Below are 20964 nucleotides of genomic sequence, written 5' to 3'. Positions count from 1 at the left end.
CCCGGGGGCATGATTACCGGATGCGTGCTGACTCACTCCGTCGCAGCCCGGAGACGGGGTGAACAGTGGATCTCGGCCCTGATTCCCGCGACGTCCAGGTGCTCGGTGTCGGCATCGACAGGTACGCGGGTGGGAGCGACTGGAGTCTGGTCGGGCCGGTCGACGACGCGATCCGGTTCGCACGCCGGTTCGTCGACGGCGGGGTGCCGCCGGAGCAGGTGACCCTGCTGTTGGCCCCCGAACCCGATCCGAGCGCCGTCCCGCCGGGGGTCGTCGTGCGAGCCGCCGACCGCGCGACCGTACGGGACGTGCTGCTCCGGGAGTTGCCGACCCGCCCCCAGTCCACCCTCTACGTGGTGTGGGGAGGCCACGGCTACGTCGACACCGGCCGGCACCGGCGGCTCTACTACGCCGACGCCACCGCCACCGACGCCGGCTCACTCGACCTGGATTCCATGCTCGCCACGTTCGCCTCGGACCTCGTGCGGTCGTTCGACCGGCAGTTGTGGATCGTCGACGCGTGCCAGTCGCACGACCGCCCGCACGCGCTGCGCACACCCGGCAACGAGACCTTTCCCGCCGGCGAACCCGCCGCCGGTCGGACACAGGACGTGCTGTTCGCCGCCGGTGTCGGACAGGCCGCCGCCAACCTGCGGGTACGACGTACCGGGCTGTTCAGTCGGGAGGTGCTGCGGCTGCTGGAATCCGACGACCCGGACCTGCTCGGCGACCCGGCTCGGCTGGTGGCCGCACTCCGGGACCGGTTCGCCGAGCTGCGGGCGACCGGGCTCACCGGGCAGACCCCCACGTACCTCTGGTACCGCAACGCGCTCGGCGACGAGGGCCTCGTGCTCGGTCGACCTCCGGCGGGGCAGCCGGCGCCGCCGACCTCGCCGTCCCCGCCGCCGTCCCTGCTCGGTCCCCTCGTGGACGCTCTGCTGGCGATGCCGGAGTTCCTGCGGCCCAACGACCGGGAGGAGATCCTGTCCCTTCTTCGGGGTCAGGTGTATGCCGCGATCCGACGCAGCAGCGCGGCCCGGGCGGACACCATCAGCGTCGTCCGGACCTGTCTGCGGTATCCGGGCGCCCTGGCGGAACTCGTGGAGGCGGTCCGCTTCTTCGCCAGCGACGACGTCGCGATGGCTCAGGTCGAGGAGAGCGCCGCTCGGCTGGTCCCGTACACCTGACCCGAGCCGCGACGGTCCACCTCGGACCCGCACGTCACCGCGGTGCGGGTTGCGGTGGGCGTAGCTCGATGTGACGCTTTCGTTGCGCTCCAGACATAAGCGATGATGGAGCCATTGCGAGCCATCGTCGGAAGGGTTGTCGTACATGGAGGAAGGCCTCACCGGTATCGAGTCGGAATTGCTCGATTTGTCAACGGTGGACATTGTTACTCTACGATCCGTTGACCGCCCCGGCATGACCGCGGCCATCTCGCGGGTGCGAGAGAGAGTTGCCGACTCGGGGGGCAGCATCAGCGGCTACAACGGCTCCTTCCCGAGTCGGATACGGTCTGCCGGGCCGGATTCGGAGGGACATGTCGTCTGATCCCGTGACGTTGGGGCCGACGTACCTCGATCCCGAGCATTTCCAGGCCCTTGCCTCCGGTGCAGGTGACGGACAGACAATCGCGGCGCTCTGGCGGTCCGAGCGGAGCTGGCGGCTGATCGTGCTGCGGGCGCTCCTGGACGGCTGCGCCACGCGGCCCGACGCGGCCGGTCCGCTCGCGCCGGTCGCGGACGCCTGGCAGCTCCTCGCCCAGGCGCACGGCGTTGATCCGGCCGCCACCGAGGACGTCCTCGCCCAACCACAGGTCGGCATCTGGGCCGCCCACACCCTGCGTCGGCTGCACGACGATCCCGATCCCACCGTGCCGTTGTGGCTGGACGTCGGATACCTGCACGCCCTGGCGGCGGCGAGCGCCGTGCGGGCGGGCCTCTCCTTCGACGTCGACATCCCCGCGCGTGACGGCGCGGCAGTGCTCCCCACGGTGGGTGCCGCCTCGATCCCACCGACCGTGCCGGTCGTCCGGGTGCGGGCCCGCGCCGGGCAGGTCGACCTGGTGAGCACCGCCCGGACCGTGCGATGCGGTGCCGCCGACGACCCCAACTGGCACCCACCGATCATCGTCGCCCTCGACTCGGACGGCGTCGCGCTCCGGGTGGAACTGCACGACCGTGACGTGTACCGCGACCTGCGGGGCCCCTCGTCTCCCCAACCGCTGTCGGCGTCCGACCTCGTCCGTTGGCGCGCGCTTCTCGCGCAGGCCTGGGAGCTGCTGGTCAGTCAGCAGCGCGCAGGGGCGCAGGCGATCGCCGGGATCCTGCGCAGCGTGGCACCCCTGCCGCCGCGCGCCCGGTTCCGTCAACTGTCCGCATCCGGTGCCGAGGCCTTCGGCGGTGTGCTGCTCTCCGAGCCGGACGACGCGGCACAACTGGCCGTCACCCTGGTGCACGAGTCGCAGCACCACAAGCTCGGTGCGCTGTCCCACCTGCTCACCCTCGTCGAGGGCGGCGGCGACGTCCGCTACTACGCCCCCTGGCGGGACGACCCCAGGCCACTCGCCGGCATCCTCCAGGGCGCGTACGCGTTCGTCGGCATCACCCGGTTCTGGCGCACCTACCGACACGACGCACCGCTCGACGAACGGGCCGCCGCGGACTTCGAGTTCGCCCTGTGGCGACGGCAGACCCTCGACGTCCTGCGGATGATGGCGGCGTCCGGCCGGTTGACCGGGCACGGCCAGCGGTTCGTCGACACCCTGCACACCGAGCTGAAGGCGTACCAGGAGGATCGGGTCCCCGCCGTCGCGCTCGACGCGGCGGGTGCCGTCTCCGTCGATCATCGCGCGATGTGGCGGGGCCACAACATCCGCATACCACCCGCCGACCGGGACGCGCTGGCGGCAGCCTGGGAGCGCCGTGATCCGACGGCGGAGACCAGCTTCGGTCGCACGGTGCTGGCGGCGCCACCGGAGGGCCTGCTCGACGCCCGGGCCGTACTCCGCAGGTACCTGCTTGTCGACCCGGCCGCATTTGGCCGGCTGTGGGCCGCACCGGACGGGGTGGGGGCCACGGTCGCCGGCGTCACCGAGGCCGATTTCGCCCTGGTGGCCGGTGACCTGCGGCGGGCGCGCACCGCCTACCTCGACGAACTACACGGGAACGCCTCCAGCGTGCACGGCTGGGTGGGCCTCGGCCTCACCCACCTCGACCGTCCCGCCGACCCGGTGACGCGAGCACTGCTGGGTTGCCCGGAGCTCGTCCTCGCCGTCGTCGACGGGCTGCGCTCGCGCGGCGACACCACGGTCAGTCCGGACCCGATCGAGCTGGCCACCTGGGTCGGCCAGCTGATCCCCGAGCGGGACCTCGACACGCTCGACCCGGCGGGTTGGCTGGCTGCCTGATCCCGCCGGGTGGACGCCGTCATTACAGAGGCAGCGGGTCGATGTCGCAGTTGGCCCGGACGCCGGCGCCGATCGCCGCGACCGCCGGGTGCTGTGCGCCGAGGGTCAGCCGCAGTTGCTCGAGACCCTTGTCGAACATCATGCTCGCCTCGGCCTCACGACCAAGGTCGCGCAGGTCCATGGCGAGGTTGAGCGCACACACGAGCGTGGTGGGGTGGCTGTTGCCGAACACCTGCCGACACAGCGCGAGCGTTTCCAGGTCGAGAGCGTGGGCTTCGGCGTACTCGCCGAGCTCGTAGTGGTCGCTCGCGAGGTTGATCCGGGCGGCCAGCACCAGCGGGTGCGACCCGCCGAGCCGGCTGGTCAGGTGTTGCAGGGCGGTCTGGTTGAGATCCCGGGCCTGAGCGCACTCGCCCAGCAGCCGGAGGGTCACCGCCAGGTCCACCTGAGCCCCCGCGGTGTGCGGGTGGCTGTCGCCGTACAGTCGGCGAAGCCCCTCCACCGCGACCTCCGCCGACTCCCGTGCGGCCCGCAGGTCGCCGTTCAGCCGCTGGTCGATGGCGAACGTCAGCGTGGCGAGCACCGTGTCCGGATGGTTGTCGCCGTAGCGGGACCGGAAGCGGCCCAACACGTAGCTGGACAGGTCCAGGGCGTCGTTGTGGCGGCCGGCCTTGCGCCGGAACGTCGCCAGCGCGCGGCTCCCGCGCAGGATCGACGGGTGATCGTCGTACTTCAGCATTCGTCGGGCCGTCGCCACGACGGTCTCCTGATTGGCGTGCGCCGCCACGTAGTCGCCGAGCTCCCGGCGGTCGAGGTTGATGCCGCCGAAGGTGCTGAGAGTGTCCGGGTGGTCGGTGCCGTAGATCTGCACCAGACGCTGGTAGGTCTGTTCGTCGAGCTGGAGGGCTCGACCGAAGAGGCCGGACAGTCGCATGCTCACCGCGAGGTTGTGCGCGGCGCGCAGCGTGAACGGCTCATCCTCGCCGAAGTTCCGCTTGGCCTGCTCGTAGACCGTGAGCGACAGTTGCAGCGCGCCGGTGAAGTCGCCGGCGACGCGGTGGTCGGCGGCCACGGCGCCGATGGCGTCCAGGGTCTCCTCCCGGTCGTCGCCGATGGTCTGCCGGTAGAGCCTCAGCGTCCGGGCGTTCAGCGGGGCCGCCGCGGCGTAGTCACCGACGACGAAGTGCATGAAGCCGAGCCAGCTCGCTGCCCGGAGGCTGTCCGGGTCGGTGCCGTCCGAGCTGCTGTCGGTCCATGCCGCCCACGCGCGTTGGGACAGGCCCCGGGCCGCCAGGTGGTCACCCCATCGCCACAGGTACTTCGCCTCGTTCAACACCATGTCCCGGACGAGGTCGTTCGAGCACCGCTCAGCCTGCGAGGCGAGGATGTGCGGATACAGGTCCGCGTACCGCTGCCAGTGGTCGCTGTTGTCGGGCTGGTCGGGGTCGTTGCCGGCGAGCAGCAGGTGGGCGCCGTGCTGCATCTCCTCCTGTTCCTCCCGGTCCATCTGGTTGATCAGCACGCGTTGCACGAGTCGGTGCATCTGGAACGAGTTCGTCCGGTGATCGATCCGGGCGAGCGACAGCCGCCCGATCATGCGGATCGCCTGGTTGAGGTGGATCGGGTTGCGAACGAGGGGATCCAGGTCGGGGTGGATGCGCAGCGCACGCGGCTTGGACAGGAGCACCTTGCCGATCGGCTCGGGCGCGAAGAACGCGCACACCTGGAGCAGCCGCAGGGCCGCCGGATCCCGCTCACGCAACCAGTTGAGCGACACGTTCCACGCCGCGGCGACGAGCTCGGGGTAATCCTGCCGCGCCGTCGTCTCGTCGTCGAACAGCGGACGACTGGTGTCGAGAAGGTCGAGGTACTCGTTGGTCGGCATCTTCGTCTCAGCGCGCCAGGCCGCCGCCTGCTCGATGGCCAACGGGAGGTCGCCCAGCGCCGTGGCGAGCCGGTCGGCGTCGGTGACGGCCAGGTCCGGGTCTCGACGACGGAGCAGGTCGATGCTCTCCTGGCGTTCGAAGATGTCGACCGGGAGGCTGTTGGCGATCTGCCGCCACGCACCGATGCGGGAGGTGACCACGATGCTGCCCGGGCCGCCCTTCGGGAAGAACCGCTCGACGCTCTCCGGATCCTCGGCGTTGTCGAAGATCAGGAGCCAGTTCGAGTACGGACGACCCACGCGCAACGCCTCCAGCACCGCCGGTACGGCCGTGTTGGCCGTCGCGGGCACGGGCAGGTTCAGGCGCGTCGCCAACTCCACAAGCGCTGACTGGATCTGCGCGGGGCGCTCGGCCGGGATCCACCAGATCAGGTCGAAGTCCTGTTGATGCAGGTAGACGTACTCGATGACGAGCTGCGACTTGCCGACACCGCCGGCGCCGTGCACCGCCTCGGGTAGCACGGCCGTCGTGCCGGCGCGCAGGCGTTGGTGCAGCCGGTCGAGGAGGTCACGTCGACCGGTGAAGTTCGTGTTCCGCAGGGGCAGGTTGCCGACGAGCGCCGACTGCTGACCGTCGAGCCGCTGCGTGGGCGGCAGGTCACGGGACGACGACGGCAGGCCCGAGTCGATGCCCGTCTCGGCGTCCAGGATGGCGTGCGGCGCAGTGCCGATCGAGGCGGCCGAGTCCGGCGAATTCACTCTGTCAGACATTCCGGACTCCATGGTCCTGTGGGCGGTAACGGAAGATGGCTCCAGTACTCGACGTACCTGCCGTGGAATGGGTGAGCCGAGCGCCTGGCCCAGCCGCGCAGCCGCGACGAGGTTCGGCCCGCCCAGTGAGAGGTGAACAGCCAACTCGACCCGCAGATAGGGCTCTGCGGCCGGGGTGACGCGCTCGTACGAGGTGTGGCGCGGATCCTTGATGCGAAGGGTCAGGTTGCGCACCGCCGCGACGTCGTGCGCCAGTTCGTACTCCACGACGTGCTGGACCTCGACAGTGCGGTCGCGGTACCCGAGCGTGAGGAGCCGCTCGCGTACGCCGTGCGCGAACTCGTACCTGATGCGGGTGTCGTTCGCCGGCGCGGCCCGGTGCAGGACGGGTCGGACCAGGTCGCTGGTCAGCACCTCGGTCAGCTGCGCCGGCCCCGACCGCACCATCGTCTTCAGCAGGGCGCGGATCACCCGGGCGTTGAGCGGCGCGGCCGCCAGTCGGGTCGCGAGAATGAACGACGCCGGCGACACGGTGGCCCGGAAGCGGGCGACGAGGTCGTGTGCGGTGAGCGCCCGGTGCACCCGGCGGGGGATCTCGCCATCGGGCGGCAGGAGCAGCGCGGGCAGCCGCACGTCGCCGGTGGGCGTCTCGGAGAGCAGCCCGCTCCACCGTCGCAACCAGTCGACCCCTCGCTCGATGACCGGAACCGCTGTCAGCCGAGCGTCGTCCTGCTCCTCTGCGGGGCGAAGATCCAGACCGCTCACCCGCCACGACCACCGGCGCGTCGCCGAATCCGAGTCGGCCGGGCTCCAGGCCACCTCGGTCGTCTCCATCAGTCGCTCGCGCCACCGCTGTTGCGGCAACAGGTTGACCACGGCGACCGTCATGCTGGCGGCCCAGGAGACGAGCACAGGTTGGACGAGGCCGCCGCGCCAGGCGGCGGATCCGCCGTGGGTCAGCAGGAGAACGACGCGCTGCCCGGCCGGGTCGACAAGTGCCGAGGGGGCGGCGGGACCGTTGTCGGCGCTGTCGGTCAGCACGAGTGCGCCCTCGTCGACGGCCAGCCGCCAGACCTCGACCGAGCTGAAGCCCGGCTGGGCGCGCAGTTGCGCGACGAAGGCGTCGATCTCCTCGGTCCAGAACTCCAGCACCGCGTCGTCGTCGACGACCACGACAACGTCCCGGGGGTGGTGCCCCGGATCGAACCGCGTCCCGTTGGCAGGGCCGCTCGCGACGTCGACGGTTGACGGCATCATCCGGCTCACCGCGGCCCGGTCGTCGATGTCGGCGGCGACACCGGACGGTGAGAGTCGTGGGCGCCTGCGCCTGGCTGTTGTGTGCGCCGACTGGCGGCGTTCCCTGTGCTCCGCTGGCCGTTGCCGCTCATGCCAGGACCTTTCGCCTGTCGCCGTCGGCGGAGTCCGCCCCTCCGGGCTGCCGATCCGGATCGTCGAACAACATCACAAAGCCATGCCCGATGTGCTTGTGGAGCCCCTCCGGGTCTTCGCTCCACGCCAACTGTCGCAGGTGCGCGACGTGGTTCGGAAGGGCTGTGACTCCGGTGTCCGACGCCCGACCGTCGACCATCGACGCAACAGTCTGGCATAGATCCTTTTTGGACGGTGGGTCTCGGTGCCACACGATGGCCGGCACACCGGAGCGCAGCCCGACGAGCAACTGCCGCTCGCCGATGCTGTCGGCGGTCGGGGTCTCGCTGAGCACCAGCACGGCGACCGCGCTCTCGCGTTTGAGGATCGCTTCGAGCTGGACGTCGGCGTGGAGCTGCGCGGCGCAGTGGATCAGCTTGCGCTCGGCGGGGCGGTCGCTGACAAGTTGCCAGCGGCTGCGCCAGAGCCGGTGCCAGTGGCTGGCCCGGTTGCGCTCCAGGCTCCTGATCACCAGGGGATATTCCGTCGTCAGGGGGCTTGGCAGCGCGGACTGCAGCTCCTTGCGCCAGGTGTCGACCGGCTCGTTGATCAGCTGCCAGGGCAGCACGAACTCGATGGTCACCGCGCCGGCCCGCGTCGCCCAACGGCGTTCGGCCTCGTTGACGACCCGGTCGACGGCGGCCTCGAGTTCCTCGTACGCGACGTGCCGATCCTCGCCGCGGATCGGCTGCCACTCCGGCGACGCCCACTGATACCAGTGGGACATGATGTACGTGTCGTCGTCGCCGCCGTACTTCTCGAACTGGATCACCAAATAGGCGCTGCGGGTGGGTGCCGCTGCGCTCGGCTGAGCGGCGTCGAGCTGATCCGCGACGCCCCAGTCCGTGGCCAGCTGTCTGCACAGCTGGCGCAGCCGGGGCAGCGACGCCTGTGTCACGGCCGGTGCCAGCCGGTCGAGCAGCACGAGCCAGGACGGCACCTCGCCATGCGCGTTCGCCGACGTGAGGTGGGCGAACAGCTCCCACGCGGTCTCGCACCAGGGTGGGGCGGGGGTCGCGCGGATCTCGGCGACGAACTGTCGAAGGTCAGGGGTCGTGTCGAGCGTGGACAGCTCCCCACGCAACCAGGCGACGTCGTAGTCGGAGAGCAACTCGTACGCCTGCCAGTCGTCGGCCAGGCGCAGCAACGCGACTGTCTGTTTGCCCTCCGGCTCGAACAGCTCGAGACATTCGGCGAGGCAGCGCAGCCCACCTGCTCGGTCCATGCAGGCCGTGACCAGCGCGATGAGCTGGAGTCGGAGCACACCCACCTCGCGGTAGTCCAGCGCGCCGCCCAGCGCGTGCCGCAACTCCTGCAGCAGCAACTGTCGACTGTTCGGGTCCTGAACGACCGACGACGCTTCCAGCACGGTCGTGATCTGTCCGACGAGTCGGCGGCGTTCCTCCGCTACGGGCGGCGAATGAAGCCGCGGGGCCTCACGCACGGGCCCTGGGTGATCGCTCGTCGCCGGTTCGGCGGCGATTCGCTGCGGCGGGCGTCATCAGGTCGGCTCCGAGCCGAACGGGTCGAGCGTCGTCAGTGCCTGCACCACGTCGTCCGCCTCTCCGGTCACCTCGGCGCGCCGACGCTCGGTGCCGTCGTCGAAGATCGCGACCACCCGGAGCTGCTGCCCGCCGCGCCGACGCAACAGCGTCTGCAACGCGTACCAGCCGGCGGACGAGCTGATACCCACCGCGATCTGGATCAGGGAGTCGGTCAGCACGCCGCGGGACGAGACGAACTCGCACTCCGTGAGGGGGTGCCAGGTGCCCGCTGTCAGCCGGGCGGCGAGTAGTTCCTCGATCAGCTCGGGGACGGAGTCGTCGTAGACCGGAACGCCGCCGTCGTCGGCGAACGGCAGGAAGGTCACGTCGGCGTCTGGCCGTGGACCGGGCTCCCGGTGGCGGTCCGTGGCGACAATCGAGACCTTTGGTGACATGCGCTTTATGGTATTGGTGGTGGCGGCGGCCATGGCCTCACGGAGGTGTCGCCAACTTGACAATTCGCAGTGTGCTCAATCGGGATCTGCGGTTCGCGGGGCAGTGCCAGGCGGGGCGCGGCCCGGCTCGGGAAAGTTCCCGACCCGGGCCGCGCGGCCGGCTGGCCTTACGTCGTCGGCGCGCTCTGGGGGCGTGACCGACTGCGGATCCCCCGGTTCAGCTACGGGTCCACCGCTGGCTGTTCCCGCCGTTGCAGGTCGAGACGACCAGCTGGGTGCCGTTGGCGGTGCCGGCGGCGTTCGGTGCGAGGCACAGGCCGGACTGCACGCCGGTGACCGTACCGTCGGTGTTGAGGTTCCACTGCTGGTTGGTGCCGCCGTTGCAGTCCCAGATGATCACCCGGGTGCCCGACGTGGTCCCCGCGGCCTCGGCGTCCAGGCACTTCGTGCCGTACACCTGGAGTTGTTTCGCGGCGGTCGGCGTCCACTGCTGGTTGCTGCCGCCGTTGCAGTCCCACAACGCCAGCTGGGTGCCGTTCGTCTGGGACCTCGACGGGACGTCCAGGCAGCGACCGGCGTTGACGTTGCGCAGCGGCCCGGCCGTGCCGCCCGGCGGCGGCGTGCTCGGGTTCGGCGGCGGTGTGGTGGGACTCGTGGTGTCGAGACCGAGGAATCGGACGGCCTGCGCGGCGTCGAACGGGATGGAGTGGCCGTACCCCTGGAAGCTGACGGCTTCGACGGGTGCCGTGCCGCCGGTGCCTCCGTACCGGGTACGGGTGGCGCTGGTCTGCGGGGAGTCGGTGTAGGCGGGGGTCTGGGACACGCCCTGGACGTTTGTCCACTGCTTGATCTGTTCGCCGAAGTTGACGTAGCTCAGCGTGGTGTCCGTGGTGCCGTGCCAGATCTGCATCCGGGGGCGTTTGCCGGTGTAGCCGGGGTAGGCGTTGCGCACCAGATCGCCCCACTGTTGCGGGGTCCGGACGATGCGTCCGCCGGAACACTCGCTGTTCCACTCGGCGCCGTTGGTGGTGGCGAAGCAGCCGAACGGAACTCCGGAGGAACTGAATCCGGCGTTGAACAGGTCCGGGTAGAGGCCGGCCATGACGTTCGTCATCATGGCGCCGGAGGAGAACCCACCGACGGCGATCCGGTTGGCATCGACCGGGTAGCGGCCCCGGACATGGTCGACCATGGACTTGAGGCCGATGGGGTCGCTGCCGCCGTCGCGCCGCAACGCCTGCGGGGAGGAGACGTCCCAGCACTTGCTGCTGCGGGTCACCGACGGGTAGATCACGATGAAGCCGTAGCGGTCGGCGAGGGTGCTGAGCCCGAAGCCGGAGTGCACCGCCGGGCCACTGCCGGTGCAGTAGTGCAGGGCGAGGAGGAGGGCCGGCTGGGCGGCGACCCGGTCCGGCACGTACAGGTGCATCTGCAGGTTCGTCGGGTTGGTGCCGAAGTTGGTCACCTGGGTGAGCGTCGCGGCCGACGCTGGGGTGGCGACCGTGACCACGGCCGTCATCGTCGCCAGGGCGGTCGCGAGCGCGGCGGCCAGCAGTGCGATCCTTGATTTCATCGGCGCTTCCTCTGGTGCTGGGTCGGGGACTCGGCGGCAGCACGGGGTGCTCCGGTGGGGTGCGGACGCGCGTCGTCCGCCGCGCGTCGTCGGCGGCCGTGGTGAGGTCCTGATGCGACGCCCCGCATGCCCGGGGGGCGTCGTGACGCCGAGGCTGACCAGCGGGGGCTCTCCCGGCAACCCGCGAACGCTGTTCGCCTCGACATCGACTGTGAGCGATAACATGCCGTTCGTCAAGCGGTAACGTATGACGTCAGCTGACCGGCCGGCCTTGAAGTTCCCGATCCGGCCGTGACATTCTTGTGCGTCGATGACCCCCGCGCGCGGGGCCGATGTCCGTCCAGGGCAACCAGGATCCGGTACGGGTGCTGGGGGACGGGTGCGACGAGCGATGGACCGCCGAGAGCCATCCGTGCACTCATTCCCGCAAAGGAACCCCAGCCCATGCAGAACCACAGGAGGCGCGCGTCCCTGGTGGCGAGCGCGCTGCTCGCCGCGACCGCGCTCGCCGGCATCAACCCACCGGCGGCAAGCGCGGCCCCCGACCCGGTCACCGTGACAGTCAACGCCCGCGCGGGGCTGGCGACCGTGCCCGACACCGCGCTGGGCGTCAACCACGCCATCTGGGACCAGAACCTGGGCACCACGGAGACGTCGGACCTGCTGCGCGACGCCGGTGTGCAGATGATGCGGTACCCCGGCGGCTCGTACGCCGACATCTACCACTGGAAGGACCACACCGCCCCCGGCGGCTACGTCGCGCCGGGAACCGACTTCGACACGTTCATGGCGGCGGTCCAGCGGGTCGGCGCACAACCAATGATCATCGCGAACTACGGCACCGGGACTCCCGCCGAGGCGGCCGACTGGGTGCGGTACGCCAACGTGACGAAGGGCTACGGCGCGCGGTACTGGACCGTCGGCAACGAGAACTACGGCAACGGCCACTACGGGTCCGCGTGGGAGGCGGACGACCACCCGGACAAGAGCGCGACACAGTATGCGCGCCTGGTCGTCGAGTACGCCGACGCCATGAAGGCGGTCGACCCGAGCGTCAAGGTCGGCGCGGTGCTGACGATGCCGGGCAACTGGCCGGACGGGATCACCGCCGGCAGCGACCCCGGCCCGTGGAACCAGACAGTGCTCTCCCTCGCCGGCCCGAAGATCGACTTCGTGGACGTGCACTGGTACCCGGGCGGCACCGCCGCCGAGTCCCTGGCCCGCACCAACCACGTCCCCGACGCGACCTACCTGCTGCGGCAGCAGATCAGCAGGTACGCCGGCCCGAACGCCGACCGCATCGGCATCAGCCTCACCGAGCTGAACGTCGACGCCGGCCGGACCACCCAACCGGCCGCGCTCTTCCTGGCCGACGCCTACAGCGAACTGCTGGCGAACGGCGTCTTCACCGTGCACTGGTGGAACGTGCACAACGGCATCGGCACCGTGTCGGAGGTGGCCGGCCAGACCGACTACAACGACTTCGGGATGCTCTCCAGTGGCACCTGCACCGCGGACGGCTCGGTCTGCGAGCCACCACTGAACACACCGTTCGCCCCGTACCACGGGCTGGGCATGATGAGGCTGTTCGCCAAGACCGGCGACCAGTTCATCCGCGCCGGCACCGACGAGCCGCTGGTCAGCGCGCACGCCGTGCGCCGGGGCAACGGCGATCTCGCGGTGCTGCTGGTCAACAAGGACCCGGACGCGGCGCACGAGGTCGCCATCGACTACGCCGGGTTCACCCCGTCCGCCGCCGCGCCGACCGTCGCCACCCTCACCAACGGCGCCACCGGCATCGCCACCAGCCAGTCCGGCTCCGCGACCAGTCGGACGTTGCCGGCGTACTCGTTGACGACGCTCGTGCTGCGCCCGGCCGACGCGACCGCCGGCCGCCCGTCGGCGCCGGGCCAGCCCACCGCCAGCGAGATCACCGACCGCGCCGCGACGATCTCCTGGCCGGCGGCCACGCCGGGCCGCAGCCCGATCGCCAAGTACGAGGTGCACCGGCAGTATGGCGCGGTCAGCGAGCAGCTCGGCGAGACGACGAGCACCTCGTTCACGGTCGGCAACCTGGTGCCGGGCAGCAGGTACACAGTCAACGTGCTGGCCCGCGACACCGCCGGGCGGGTGTCCTGGGCCTCACCACCGCTCACCTTCGCCACCGGCAGCCCCGCCGACAGTGCATGCACCGTCCGCTTCACCACGAACAACGACTGGGGCAACGGTTACATCGGCGGCGTAGAGATCAGCAACAACGGGACCAACCCGATCAACGGCTGGACGCTCACCTGGACCTGGCCGACCGGCTGGCAGCAGGTGAGCAGCGGTTGGAGTGCCACCTGGGAGCAGACCGGCACCGCCGTGCGGGTCACGCCCACCGACGACAACCGGCAGATCGCCGCCGGCGGCAGCGTGAGCGCCGGCTTCGTCGGGGCGTACGGCGGGCCGAACGTGCTGCCCACGGCGTTCACCCTCAACGGCACCGTCTGCACGACCGGCTGACACTGCCGTGGTCCGGCTGGCCGGTGCGCTCGGGCCAGCCGGACCTCCGCTCCGAGCGCACCTGTCGGCCAGGGGCTCTGACGCGTGCCCTACGTCGCGAGGCGGTAATTCGGAATGGCGGGCCTGCGCTCCTCGACCGGTTTGTCGGTGGAACGAACGGTGGCGCCGGCGGGGATGGGTGCCCGGGACACGGAGATCCCCTCCAGGCAGGTGTCGCACCAGAAGGAGACATACCCGACGTCGGCGCCGGGCCGCGCGTTGAACACCATCCGTAGCGTCCGGTGGCCGCAGTTCGGGCAGGCGTGGTCGGACTGCGCCGGCAGCGCCTCGTAGACGACGTCGTACGCGTCCAACCACTCATCGAACGTCGCCATCACCGCGTTCCTTCCGGCCTGATGGAGTGGCTGTCCCACCACTCGTCCTCGTACGCGTAGGCCCGATCCTCGAACGGGACAGCCTCATCACTGTTCTTAGGGTAGGGGAGCCCTCGGCGGAGTTCTTCGACATGGAATCGCTCGTGCGCGAGCGTACGGGCCAGATCCTCCTCGCTCCGGAAGGCGTCCCGCCAGAGATCGACCGACCCGTCGGGTCTGGTCACTCCGTGACGGCCCGCCTTGCTGTCCTTGATGTTTATCGTGACGCCGGCAAGATCGATGCCGTACTTGGCAGCGATGCGCCGCACCGAATCCATCTTTATCGGCATCTTCGGCCCGGACCCCTTGCCACGAACCCGGTTGAGACCGTCCGGGCCGTCGGAGGTGCCGCCGAGGGGCTTGGCGCCATTCGAGGACATACCGAAGAGGTCCTCTACTGCCTCGGGATCATTGCGCGTGACAGCCGCCGACTTCGGCAGTCCCCGTAGGGCGTCCCGGAGGGCAGCCGCGCAGCGGGCGGCGGCCTGTGTGTACCGGTCCTTCGCCTGGAGCGCGGAGGCCCGCGCGCGTTCGCGTTCCGCCTCGCAGAGTCGCGCGTTGCGGGCAACACCCAGAGCCTGTGAGCGGACCGGTTCGCGCAGCTGGGCCGCGTACGACTCGTTCAGACCACGCCAGACCCCCGCTCCGTAGGTGCGCATGCCGGTCAGTCCGCAGAACTGCTGGAGCATGGCCCGGTACTGGCTGTCCGCCGTCATCCCGATCCGCAGTGCGCCGCGCGAGTGCACCTGAAGCTGGGTGAGATCGTTCGCGAACGCCGACAGGGCCTTGGCGGCGGCCAGGTAGGCGTCGGCCAGGGTCTTCGCCGTACCGGGTAGTCGCCCGAGCTCGCGATCGACGGTCGTGGCGTAGTCGCCCCGCAGGCTCATGGCGCCGCTGTTGGCCGCGACGGATCTGAGCCGCGCGGCGTGCCCGTTGATCTCCGCGGCGCGACGTTGCACGGCGGTCGCCATCGCGGTGATCGAGGCGGGCGTGCCCGGGGTCGGATCGCCGTCGTAGATGCTGAGGACGTGCCAGTCTTCCATGTCGGCAGGTGATGATCAGCCGTTGATGCCCCCGGCCAGCCTGGCGTCCAGGTCCTGGTGCTCGCGGACGACGCCGACCAGGAACGTGGACATGCCCTCCAGGCCGCCGATCATGTTCTGTGCGCCGGTGGTCCACTGCTGGTAGGAGTCCTGGAAGCGACCCGAGGCCAGTTGGGTGCGGAACTCGCTGTTGACCAGTTGGTCGATCATCGACTTCAGGGCGTTCAACTTCTGGGTCATCTCCTCCTGCCCCGTGGTCAGGGTGCGGGCCGCCGACTGGAGGCCCTCGTAACCGACGCTGACGTCACTCATTGATGTGCCCCTTCGCTTGTTGGTTGGTCGACAGCCGACTGCCCAGTGCGCTGTCGAGCTGGTCGTGGCCGTTGACCACGTCGTCGAGCCGGTCCGCGGCGGCTGTCACTGCGGCCACCAGGCCGGTCTGATGCTGGATCGCGGCGTTGGTGAAGTCGTGGAGGGCCAGGTCGACGTCGCGGGAGCCGGTCGCGGACAGTTGCCGGGCCTGCTGGCGGGTCGCCTCCAGCCCGGAGCGCACAGCTGTCAGTTGCTGCACGGCCTGGAGGACTGCCTCCCTGTCGAAGCCGAACCCGGTCGCCATCGCCCCGTGCCCTCCTGAAGGTCGCGCCTGCCCCGGTCGAACCCAGCCGGATCACCCGCCGCACCAGGCGCGAGACGTCGATCCGCTCCTATGTGGACGGACAACGCGGTGCGATCGGCCGGAGTATGGTTCGCACCGACTGTAATGCCCGATGGCAAGGAGCGCGAAGGTGCCGAATCCGCAGTCGCCGCACCAGCTCATCGCGGGGCGTTACCGGTTGGAGAGTGTCCTCGGCCGGGGTGGCATGGGGGTGGTCTGGCGGGCGACCGACGAGCTGATGGGCCGCACCGTCGCGGTCAAGGAGGTCCGCGTACCCCTCGGGCTTCCGACCGAGGAGCGTCAGCGGTTCGCGGAGCGTGCGCTGCGGGAGGCCCGCAGCGCGGGGCGCATCAACCATCCGGCGGTCGTGGCGATCCACGACGTGGTCCCGGCGAGCGGTGACGACGAGGCCGTCTACCTCGTGACGGAGCTGGTGGACGCTCCGACGCTTGCCGATCTCCTCGATCGGGATGGGGCACTGCCGCCGGATCGGGTGACCACCATCGCTGTTCGTGTGCTGGACGCGTTGAAGGCCGCGCACGCGGTCGGTGTGGTGCACCGGGACGTCAAGCCGGGCAACATCATGGTGCTTCCGGGTGACGAGGTGAAGCTGCTCGACTTCGGCATCGCGCACGCGGCGGGGGACACCCGCCTGACCCGCCAGGGGATGATGGGATCGACGGGTTACCTCGCTCCGGAGCTGTTCCATGGCGACGACCCCACACCGGCGGCCGATCTGTGGTCGGTGGGTGTGACGCTTGCCCAGGCCGTGACCGGTGAGCTTCCGTTTGGGGGCGCGTCGACCGCGGCCACCCTGCACGCGGTCCTCTACGACGACCTGCCGGCCATCGAGTGCGGGGAGCCGCTGGCCACGGTGATCGCCGGTCTGCTCACCCGCGACGTGGCCCATCGGTTGACCGTCGAGCAGGCCCGCGACCTCCTGGACGCCCCGGTCAGCGCGGGCGCACCCGGGCGGCGCGACAGCTCCGCCGCCGCAGCTGGAGCGCTGGGTCGGCCCGGCGCCGCCAACAGTGGCCCCGAGGCGGCGGTGGACGAAGCCTGGGAGCGGCATGCCACGACCGTGCAGCCGGCCGGGCCTCCACCACCTCGCCAGCGGCCCGGCCCGGCCGAGTCGCCCGCGTCAGCGACGGAGCAGCCGGCAGTCAACTTTTTGGCCGTGGTGCCGCGGGCGACCCTCATCGCCAACATCGGCGCCCGGATCGTCCTGCTCGGCGCCGCCCTGTGGGTGACCGGCCTGCTGGCCACCCTGCTGCTGGTGCAGGGCCGACCCGACTGGACCCTGATCCCCGTCGTCCTCATCGCGCTGGTGGTGGGCGTCGGCGTGCTGCTGACCGTCGTCAACCCACCGCACGGCTGGCTCCACCTGAGCAACCGCTCCATCCGGACGCACTTCTGGCGTGGGACCCCGATGCATGTGCTCTGGGCGCACATCGCCGCCATCACGGTCGGTCCCGGTGCCGGCCGGTCCGCCAAGCGCTCCAGGATCGGCGTCGAGCTGACGCCGGACGCGCCGCCCGAGACGACGACCCGGTGGAAAGCCCGCGGGGTGCTGCACGAGCAGGACGGTCTTGGCCCGGTCTGGACCCTCGGTGACCTGGAGGTCAGTCCCACGGTCCTCGTCAACGAACTGGGTGCCATCGCTCCCGGCCACGTCCGGATCGTCGGTCCGACCGAGGACACGCCGGACGGCCCGACCCGCGCCTTCCTGCCGCTCGGCCGGCGATGGCCCGTTGCGGTGGTGTCTCTCGTGCTGCTGGCCGTCCTCATCGTGACCGGTCACCTCTACCTGCGGCAGCATCGCTCGGCCATGGTGGAGCTGGACCGCCAGCCGGCCAGCGCGTTGACGTTCAGTGCGGACGGCACCACGCTCGTGACCGCCAACAGTGACACGTTCAGCATCACGTTCTGGGACGTCGCCGCCCGTCGGGCCGTGGCCACCATCCCCGGGCACACCAGGAAGATCAACGTTCTCCGGCTCAGCCCGGACGGCAAGACGCTTGCCAGCGGCGGGGACGACGGTGCCGTCAAGCTCTGGGACGTCGCCAGCCGGCAGAACACCGCAACGCTCACCTTCAACCGAGGCGGCATCGTCGACGATGTGCTGTTCTCCCCCTCGGGGGACCTCATCGGCGCACTCGGCTACAGCGATGTCAAGTTGTGGCGGCTGTCCTCCCCGGACCAGCCCGTCGAGCTGTCCTCCGACCCGGCAGCCGGGCCGATCAGGGGTGAGACGATCCGCTTCACCTCGGATGGGCAGGTGTTCATCGCCCTCGACCCGAAGGGGGTTCCACGGGCGTGGGAGACTGCCAGCGGCCTCCCGAGCACCCGCGTCGACGGGGCTGTCACACCGTGGGCGGAGACCACCCGTGACTCGAAGGTGCTGCTCCGCACACCCGGCTCCAACCAGATCGTGGCCACCCTGGTCGGCGACTCGAGCGCGACGTTCGATGCCACCGCCTTCGGCCCGAAGGACCTCTTCATCGGCGCCAGCCTGGACGAGATCCGGATCTGGCACACGTCGACGGGTCGCACCGCGCACCTCTACAAGCCGGGCATCTTCCCCGCCCAGGAGGTGTCGTCCGATGCCGTGGCGATGAGTCCCGCCGGCATTGCCGCGTTCGCCGGAACCGAGGGCCTCTGGCTGTGGACGTACGACTCGGTCAGCTGAGAGCCAGCCGCGCCCGCACCAGCCGCGATGCGCTGATGGGTTCCATCATGGACGGACATCGCCATACCGGTGGTCGGGGTATCGTTCGCACCGACTGTAGTGGTCGATGGCGAGGAGCACGAGGGTGTCAGATCCCCGGCCGGCGCAGCGGCTCGTTGCGAAGCGTTACCGGCTGGAGAGCGTCCTCGGCCGGGGTGGCATGGGCGTGGTCTGGCGGGCGACCGATGAACTGATCGGGCGCACCGTCGCGGTCAAGGAGATCCGCGCACCCGTCGGCCCGCCCGGCGAGGAGCGCCGGTTGTTCGGGGAGCGGGCGCTGCGCGAGGCGCGTACCGCCGGACTGATCAACCATCCGGCCGTTGTCGCGGTCTACGATCTCGTGCCGGCGACCGCCGACGACGAGGCCGCCTACCTCGTGACGGAGTTGGTGGACGCTCCGACGCTTGCCGATCTCCTCGATCGGGATGGCGCGTTGCCGCCGGATCGGGTGACCACCATCGCCGTACGCGTGCTGGACGCGCTGAAGGCCGCGCACTCGGTCGGTGTCGTGCACCGGGACGTCAAACCCGGCAACATCATGGTGCTTCCCGGTGACGAGGTGAAGCTGCTCGACTTCGGCATCGCGCGCGCCGCGGGCGACGCCCGCCTGACCCGCCACGGGATGATGGGCTCGACCGGCTATCTCGCTCCGGAGCTGTTGCACGGCAGCGATCCCACGCCAGCGAGCGACCTGTGGTCGGTGGGTGTGACCCTTGCCCAGGCCGTCACCGGCGAGCTTCCGTTCGAGGGTGTCTCCACCGCGGCCACCCTGCACGCCGTTCTGTACGACGATCTGCCAGTCATCCGGTGCGGTGCGCCGCTGGCCACCGTGATCGCCGGCCTGCTCACCCGCGACGTGGCGCAACGACTCACCGTCGAACAGGCCCGTGGCCTCCTCGACGTCCCGGTCGGCGCGGCCGTCACCGGCCGGCGGGACAGCCCAGCAGCCGCGGCGCCCGAACGACCCGCTCCTGCCGACAACGACCCCGAGCCGGAGGGCGAATCCTGGGAGCGGCAGGCCACCACCGTGCAGCCGAGCGGCCCCCCACCACCTCGCCAGCGACCGGCGGCGGCCCACCCGAGCGCCTCGTCGACAATCGGCTTCGTGGTCGCGGTGCCCGGGCGGATCCGCCGGATCAACGTCCCCGCTCGGCTGGTTCTTCTCGGCGGCGTGCTCTGGGTGACCCTCCTGGTCGTCAGCGTGGTGTCGATTCTGGGTCTGCCCGGATGGACGGTGTTCCCCTCCGTCCTCCTGCCACCGGTGGTGGGGGTCTGGATGCTGTGGAGCATCGTCGATCCTCCGCACGGCAAGCTGAGTGTGGGCAGCCGTTCCGTGCGATTCGACGGTGGCCGCGGGTCGCCAGCGGAGGTGCTGTGGAAGAACGTCGCCGGCATCGCGGTGTGGCCGGGAGCTGACCGGTCCACCCCGCACAGCCGGATCGGCGTCGAGCTGACCGCCGGCGTGCCGGTGACCACAGTCGACGCGTGGAGGAACGCCGGAGTCCTCCACGAAGAGGACGGCAGGAGCCCGGTCTGGGTCGTCGCCGATGTCGTCGGGGTCAGCCCGACGCAACTGGTCGACAAACTGCGTGCCACCGCGCCGGGCCAGGTCCGGATCGCCGACCGCTCGCGTGCGGCGCCGGGCTGGTCACCGCGTGCCCTCCGACCACTCGGGTCGCGTCGGCCGTGGGCAGTGCTGTCCGTCGTGGTGGTGGCCGGCCTGATCGCGAGCGGTCACCTGTACCTCCACCAGCGGCTGGCGGCGCTGGTGGCGCTGCGTGACGACCCGGTCAGCGCGGTGGCGTTCAGCCCGGATGGCGCGACACTCGCCAGTGCGAACACCGAGACGTTCGGCATCACGCTGTGGGACGTCGCCGACCGCAGGGCCGCGGCCGTCATGCCGGGGCATGCCAACAGGATCAACGTCATGGCTTTCAGTCCGGACGGGAAGACGTTCGCCAGCGGTGGGATGGACGGCGTCATCAAGCTCTGGAACGTCGCCAACCTCCAGAACACCAGCACGCTGACCGTCGGACACGCCGTCACCAGCCTGCTGTTCACCCCGCAGGGGACCAGCCTGGCGGCTCTCGGCCAGGGTGATGTCAAGGTGTGGCCGCTGTTGTCTCCGGACAGCCGCATCGACCTGGTCACCCGGCAGACGGACGTCACGACGATCCGCTTCAGCCAGGACGGTCAGGTGCTCATGACCCTCGACCAGCGGGGTGCCCTGCGCGCCTGGCAGACCGCCAATGGTCAGGACGCGCCCCGCATCGACGGGCCGGTCACGCCGTGGGCGGACGTCTCCGCCGACGGGGATGTGCTGATCCGCGCCACGGGCTCCAACCGGATCCTGGCCACCCTGGTCAGCGGGGAGGGCACGTTCAGCGCCACGGCATTCGGCCCGGACGACCTTTTCGTCACCGCTCAGCGGGACGAGATCGGCGTCTGGCGCACCACGACCGGCCGGACGGCGCACCTGTACCGGACGGGACCCTTCTCCGGCCCCGACCTGGACTTCGACGCGGTGGCGCTGAGCGCCGCCGGCGCTGCCGCGCTGGGCGGCGACGAGGGGCTGTGGTTGTGGACGTACGGCTCGGACAGGTGAGGGCACAATC

At 70.4% G+C, this 20964-nt stretch carries 13 protein-coding genes; 5 read left to right on the top strand and 8 right to left on the bottom strand.

Going from position 1 to position 20964, the window contains the following annotated elements; translation table 11 throughout:
• The first annotated feature begins 65 nt into the window (after positions 1–65).
• Together ACFYPM_RS10160 and ACFYPM_RS10155 are read left to right on the top strand one after the other, a co-directional pair.
• Positions 66–1187 (top strand): hypothetical protein, encoded by a 1122-nt coding sequence (locus tag ACFYPM_RS10160; RefSeq protein ID WP_387193561.1) that lies wholly within the window; start codon positions 66–68, stop codon positions 1185–1187.
• 353 nt (positions 1188–1540) lie between these two features.
• On the top strand, positions 1541–3409 hold the full coding sequence (locus tag ACFYPM_RS10155; RefSeq protein WP_387193558.1) for an aKG-HExxH-type peptide beta-hydroxylase: 1869 nt from the start codon (positions 1541–1543) through the stop codon (positions 3407–3409).
• A 22-nt stretch (positions 3410–3431) separates the two neighbouring features.
• Here ACFYPM_RS10155 and fxsT read toward each other — a convergent pair whose 3' ends face one another.
• The 4 genes from fxsT to ACFYPM_RS10135 form a co-directional block, all read right to left on the bottom strand.
• A complete protein-coding gene (fxsT, locus tag ACFYPM_RS10150; protein WP_387193555.1) occupies positions 3432–7322 on the bottom strand; it encodes an FxSxx-COOH system tetratricopeptide repeat protein in 3891 nt (1296 codons plus the stop codon).
• Between the two features lie 127 nt (positions 7323–7449).
• Positions 7450–8937 carry a hypothetical protein gene (locus ACFYPM_RS10145; protein ID WP_387193552.1) on the bottom strand — a complete coding sequence of 496 codons (1488 nt, stop codon included), beginning with the start codon at positions 8935–8937 and terminating at the stop codon, positions 7450–7452.
• Positions 8938–8994: 57 nt separating this feature from the next.
• Entirely contained in the window at positions 8995–9432 is a 438-nt protein-coding gene (locus ACFYPM_RS10140; protein WP_387193549.1) for a hypothetical protein, read from the bottom strand.
• 217 nt (positions 9433–9649) lie between these two features.
• Positions 9650–11005 (bottom strand): PHB depolymerase family esterase, encoded by a 1356-nt coding sequence (locus ACFYPM_RS10135; RefSeq protein WP_387193546.1) that lies wholly within the window; start codon positions 11003–11005, stop codon positions 9650–9652.
• A 444-nt stretch (positions 11006–11449) separates the two neighbouring features.
• Between ACFYPM_RS10135 and ACFYPM_RS10130 the strand changes: the two genes are divergently transcribed.
• Entirely contained in the window at positions 11450–13510 is a 2061-nt protein-coding gene (locus ACFYPM_RS10130) for a cellulose binding domain-containing protein (RefSeq protein ID WP_387193543.1), read from the top strand.
• A gap of 89 nt (positions 13511–13599) precedes the next feature.
• Here ACFYPM_RS10130 and ACFYPM_RS10125 read toward each other — a convergent pair whose 3' ends face one another.
• The 4 genes from ACFYPM_RS10125 to ACFYPM_RS10110 are packed head-to-tail and all read right to left on the bottom strand — an operon-like array spanning position 13600 to position 15582.
• Positions 13600–13884, bottom strand: a complete 285-nt coding sequence (locus ACFYPM_RS10125) for a hypothetical protein (RefSeq protein WP_387193540.1) — start codon at positions 13882–13884, stop codon at positions 13600–13602.
• On the bottom strand, positions 13884–14966 hold the full coding sequence (locus ACFYPM_RS10120) for a hypothetical protein (protein ID WP_387193537.1): 1083 nt from the start codon (positions 14964–14966) through the stop codon (positions 13884–13886). Before ACFYPM_RS10120 ends, ACFYPM_RS10125 begins: the two co-directional genes overlap by 1 nt.
• A gap of 15 nt (positions 14967–14981) precedes the next feature.
• Positions 14982–15278, bottom strand: a complete 297-nt coding sequence (locus tag ACFYPM_RS10115) for a WXG100 family type VII secretion target (RefSeq protein WP_357250008.1) — start codon at positions 15276–15278, stop codon at positions 14982–14984.
• Positions 15271–15582: a hypothetical protein gene (locus tag ACFYPM_RS10110; protein ID WP_387193533.1), complete on the bottom strand. Its 312-nt coding sequence runs from the start codon at positions 15580–15582 to the stop codon at positions 15271–15273. Before ACFYPM_RS10110 ends, ACFYPM_RS10115 begins: the two co-directional genes overlap by 8 nt.
• A gap of 169 nt (positions 15583–15751) precedes the next feature.
• Here ACFYPM_RS10110 and ACFYPM_RS10105 point away from each other — a divergent pair, with 169 nt between their 5' ends.
• Both ACFYPM_RS10105 and ACFYPM_RS10100 read left to right on the top strand, forming a co-directional pair.
• Complete coding sequence (locus ACFYPM_RS10105; protein ID WP_387193530.1) at positions 15752–18310, top strand: WD40 repeat domain-containing serine/threonine protein kinase; 2559 nt, start codon at positions 15752–15754, stop codon at positions 18308–18310.
• A gap of 124 nt (positions 18311–18434) precedes the next feature.
• Positions 18435–20954, top strand: a complete 2520-nt coding sequence (locus ACFYPM_RS10100; protein WP_387193527.1) for a WD40 repeat domain-containing serine/threonine protein kinase — start codon at positions 18435–18437, stop codon at positions 20952–20954.
• The last annotated feature ends 10 nt before the right edge of the window (positions 20955–20964 follow it).

The sequence above is a fragment of the Micromonospora sp. NPDC005203 genome (genome assembly GCF_042872705.1).
Lineage (GTDB): Bacteria > Actinomycetota > Actinomycetes > Mycobacteriales > Micromonosporaceae > Micromonospora.
This window is presented reverse-complemented; position numbering and strand designations above follow the sequence as displayed.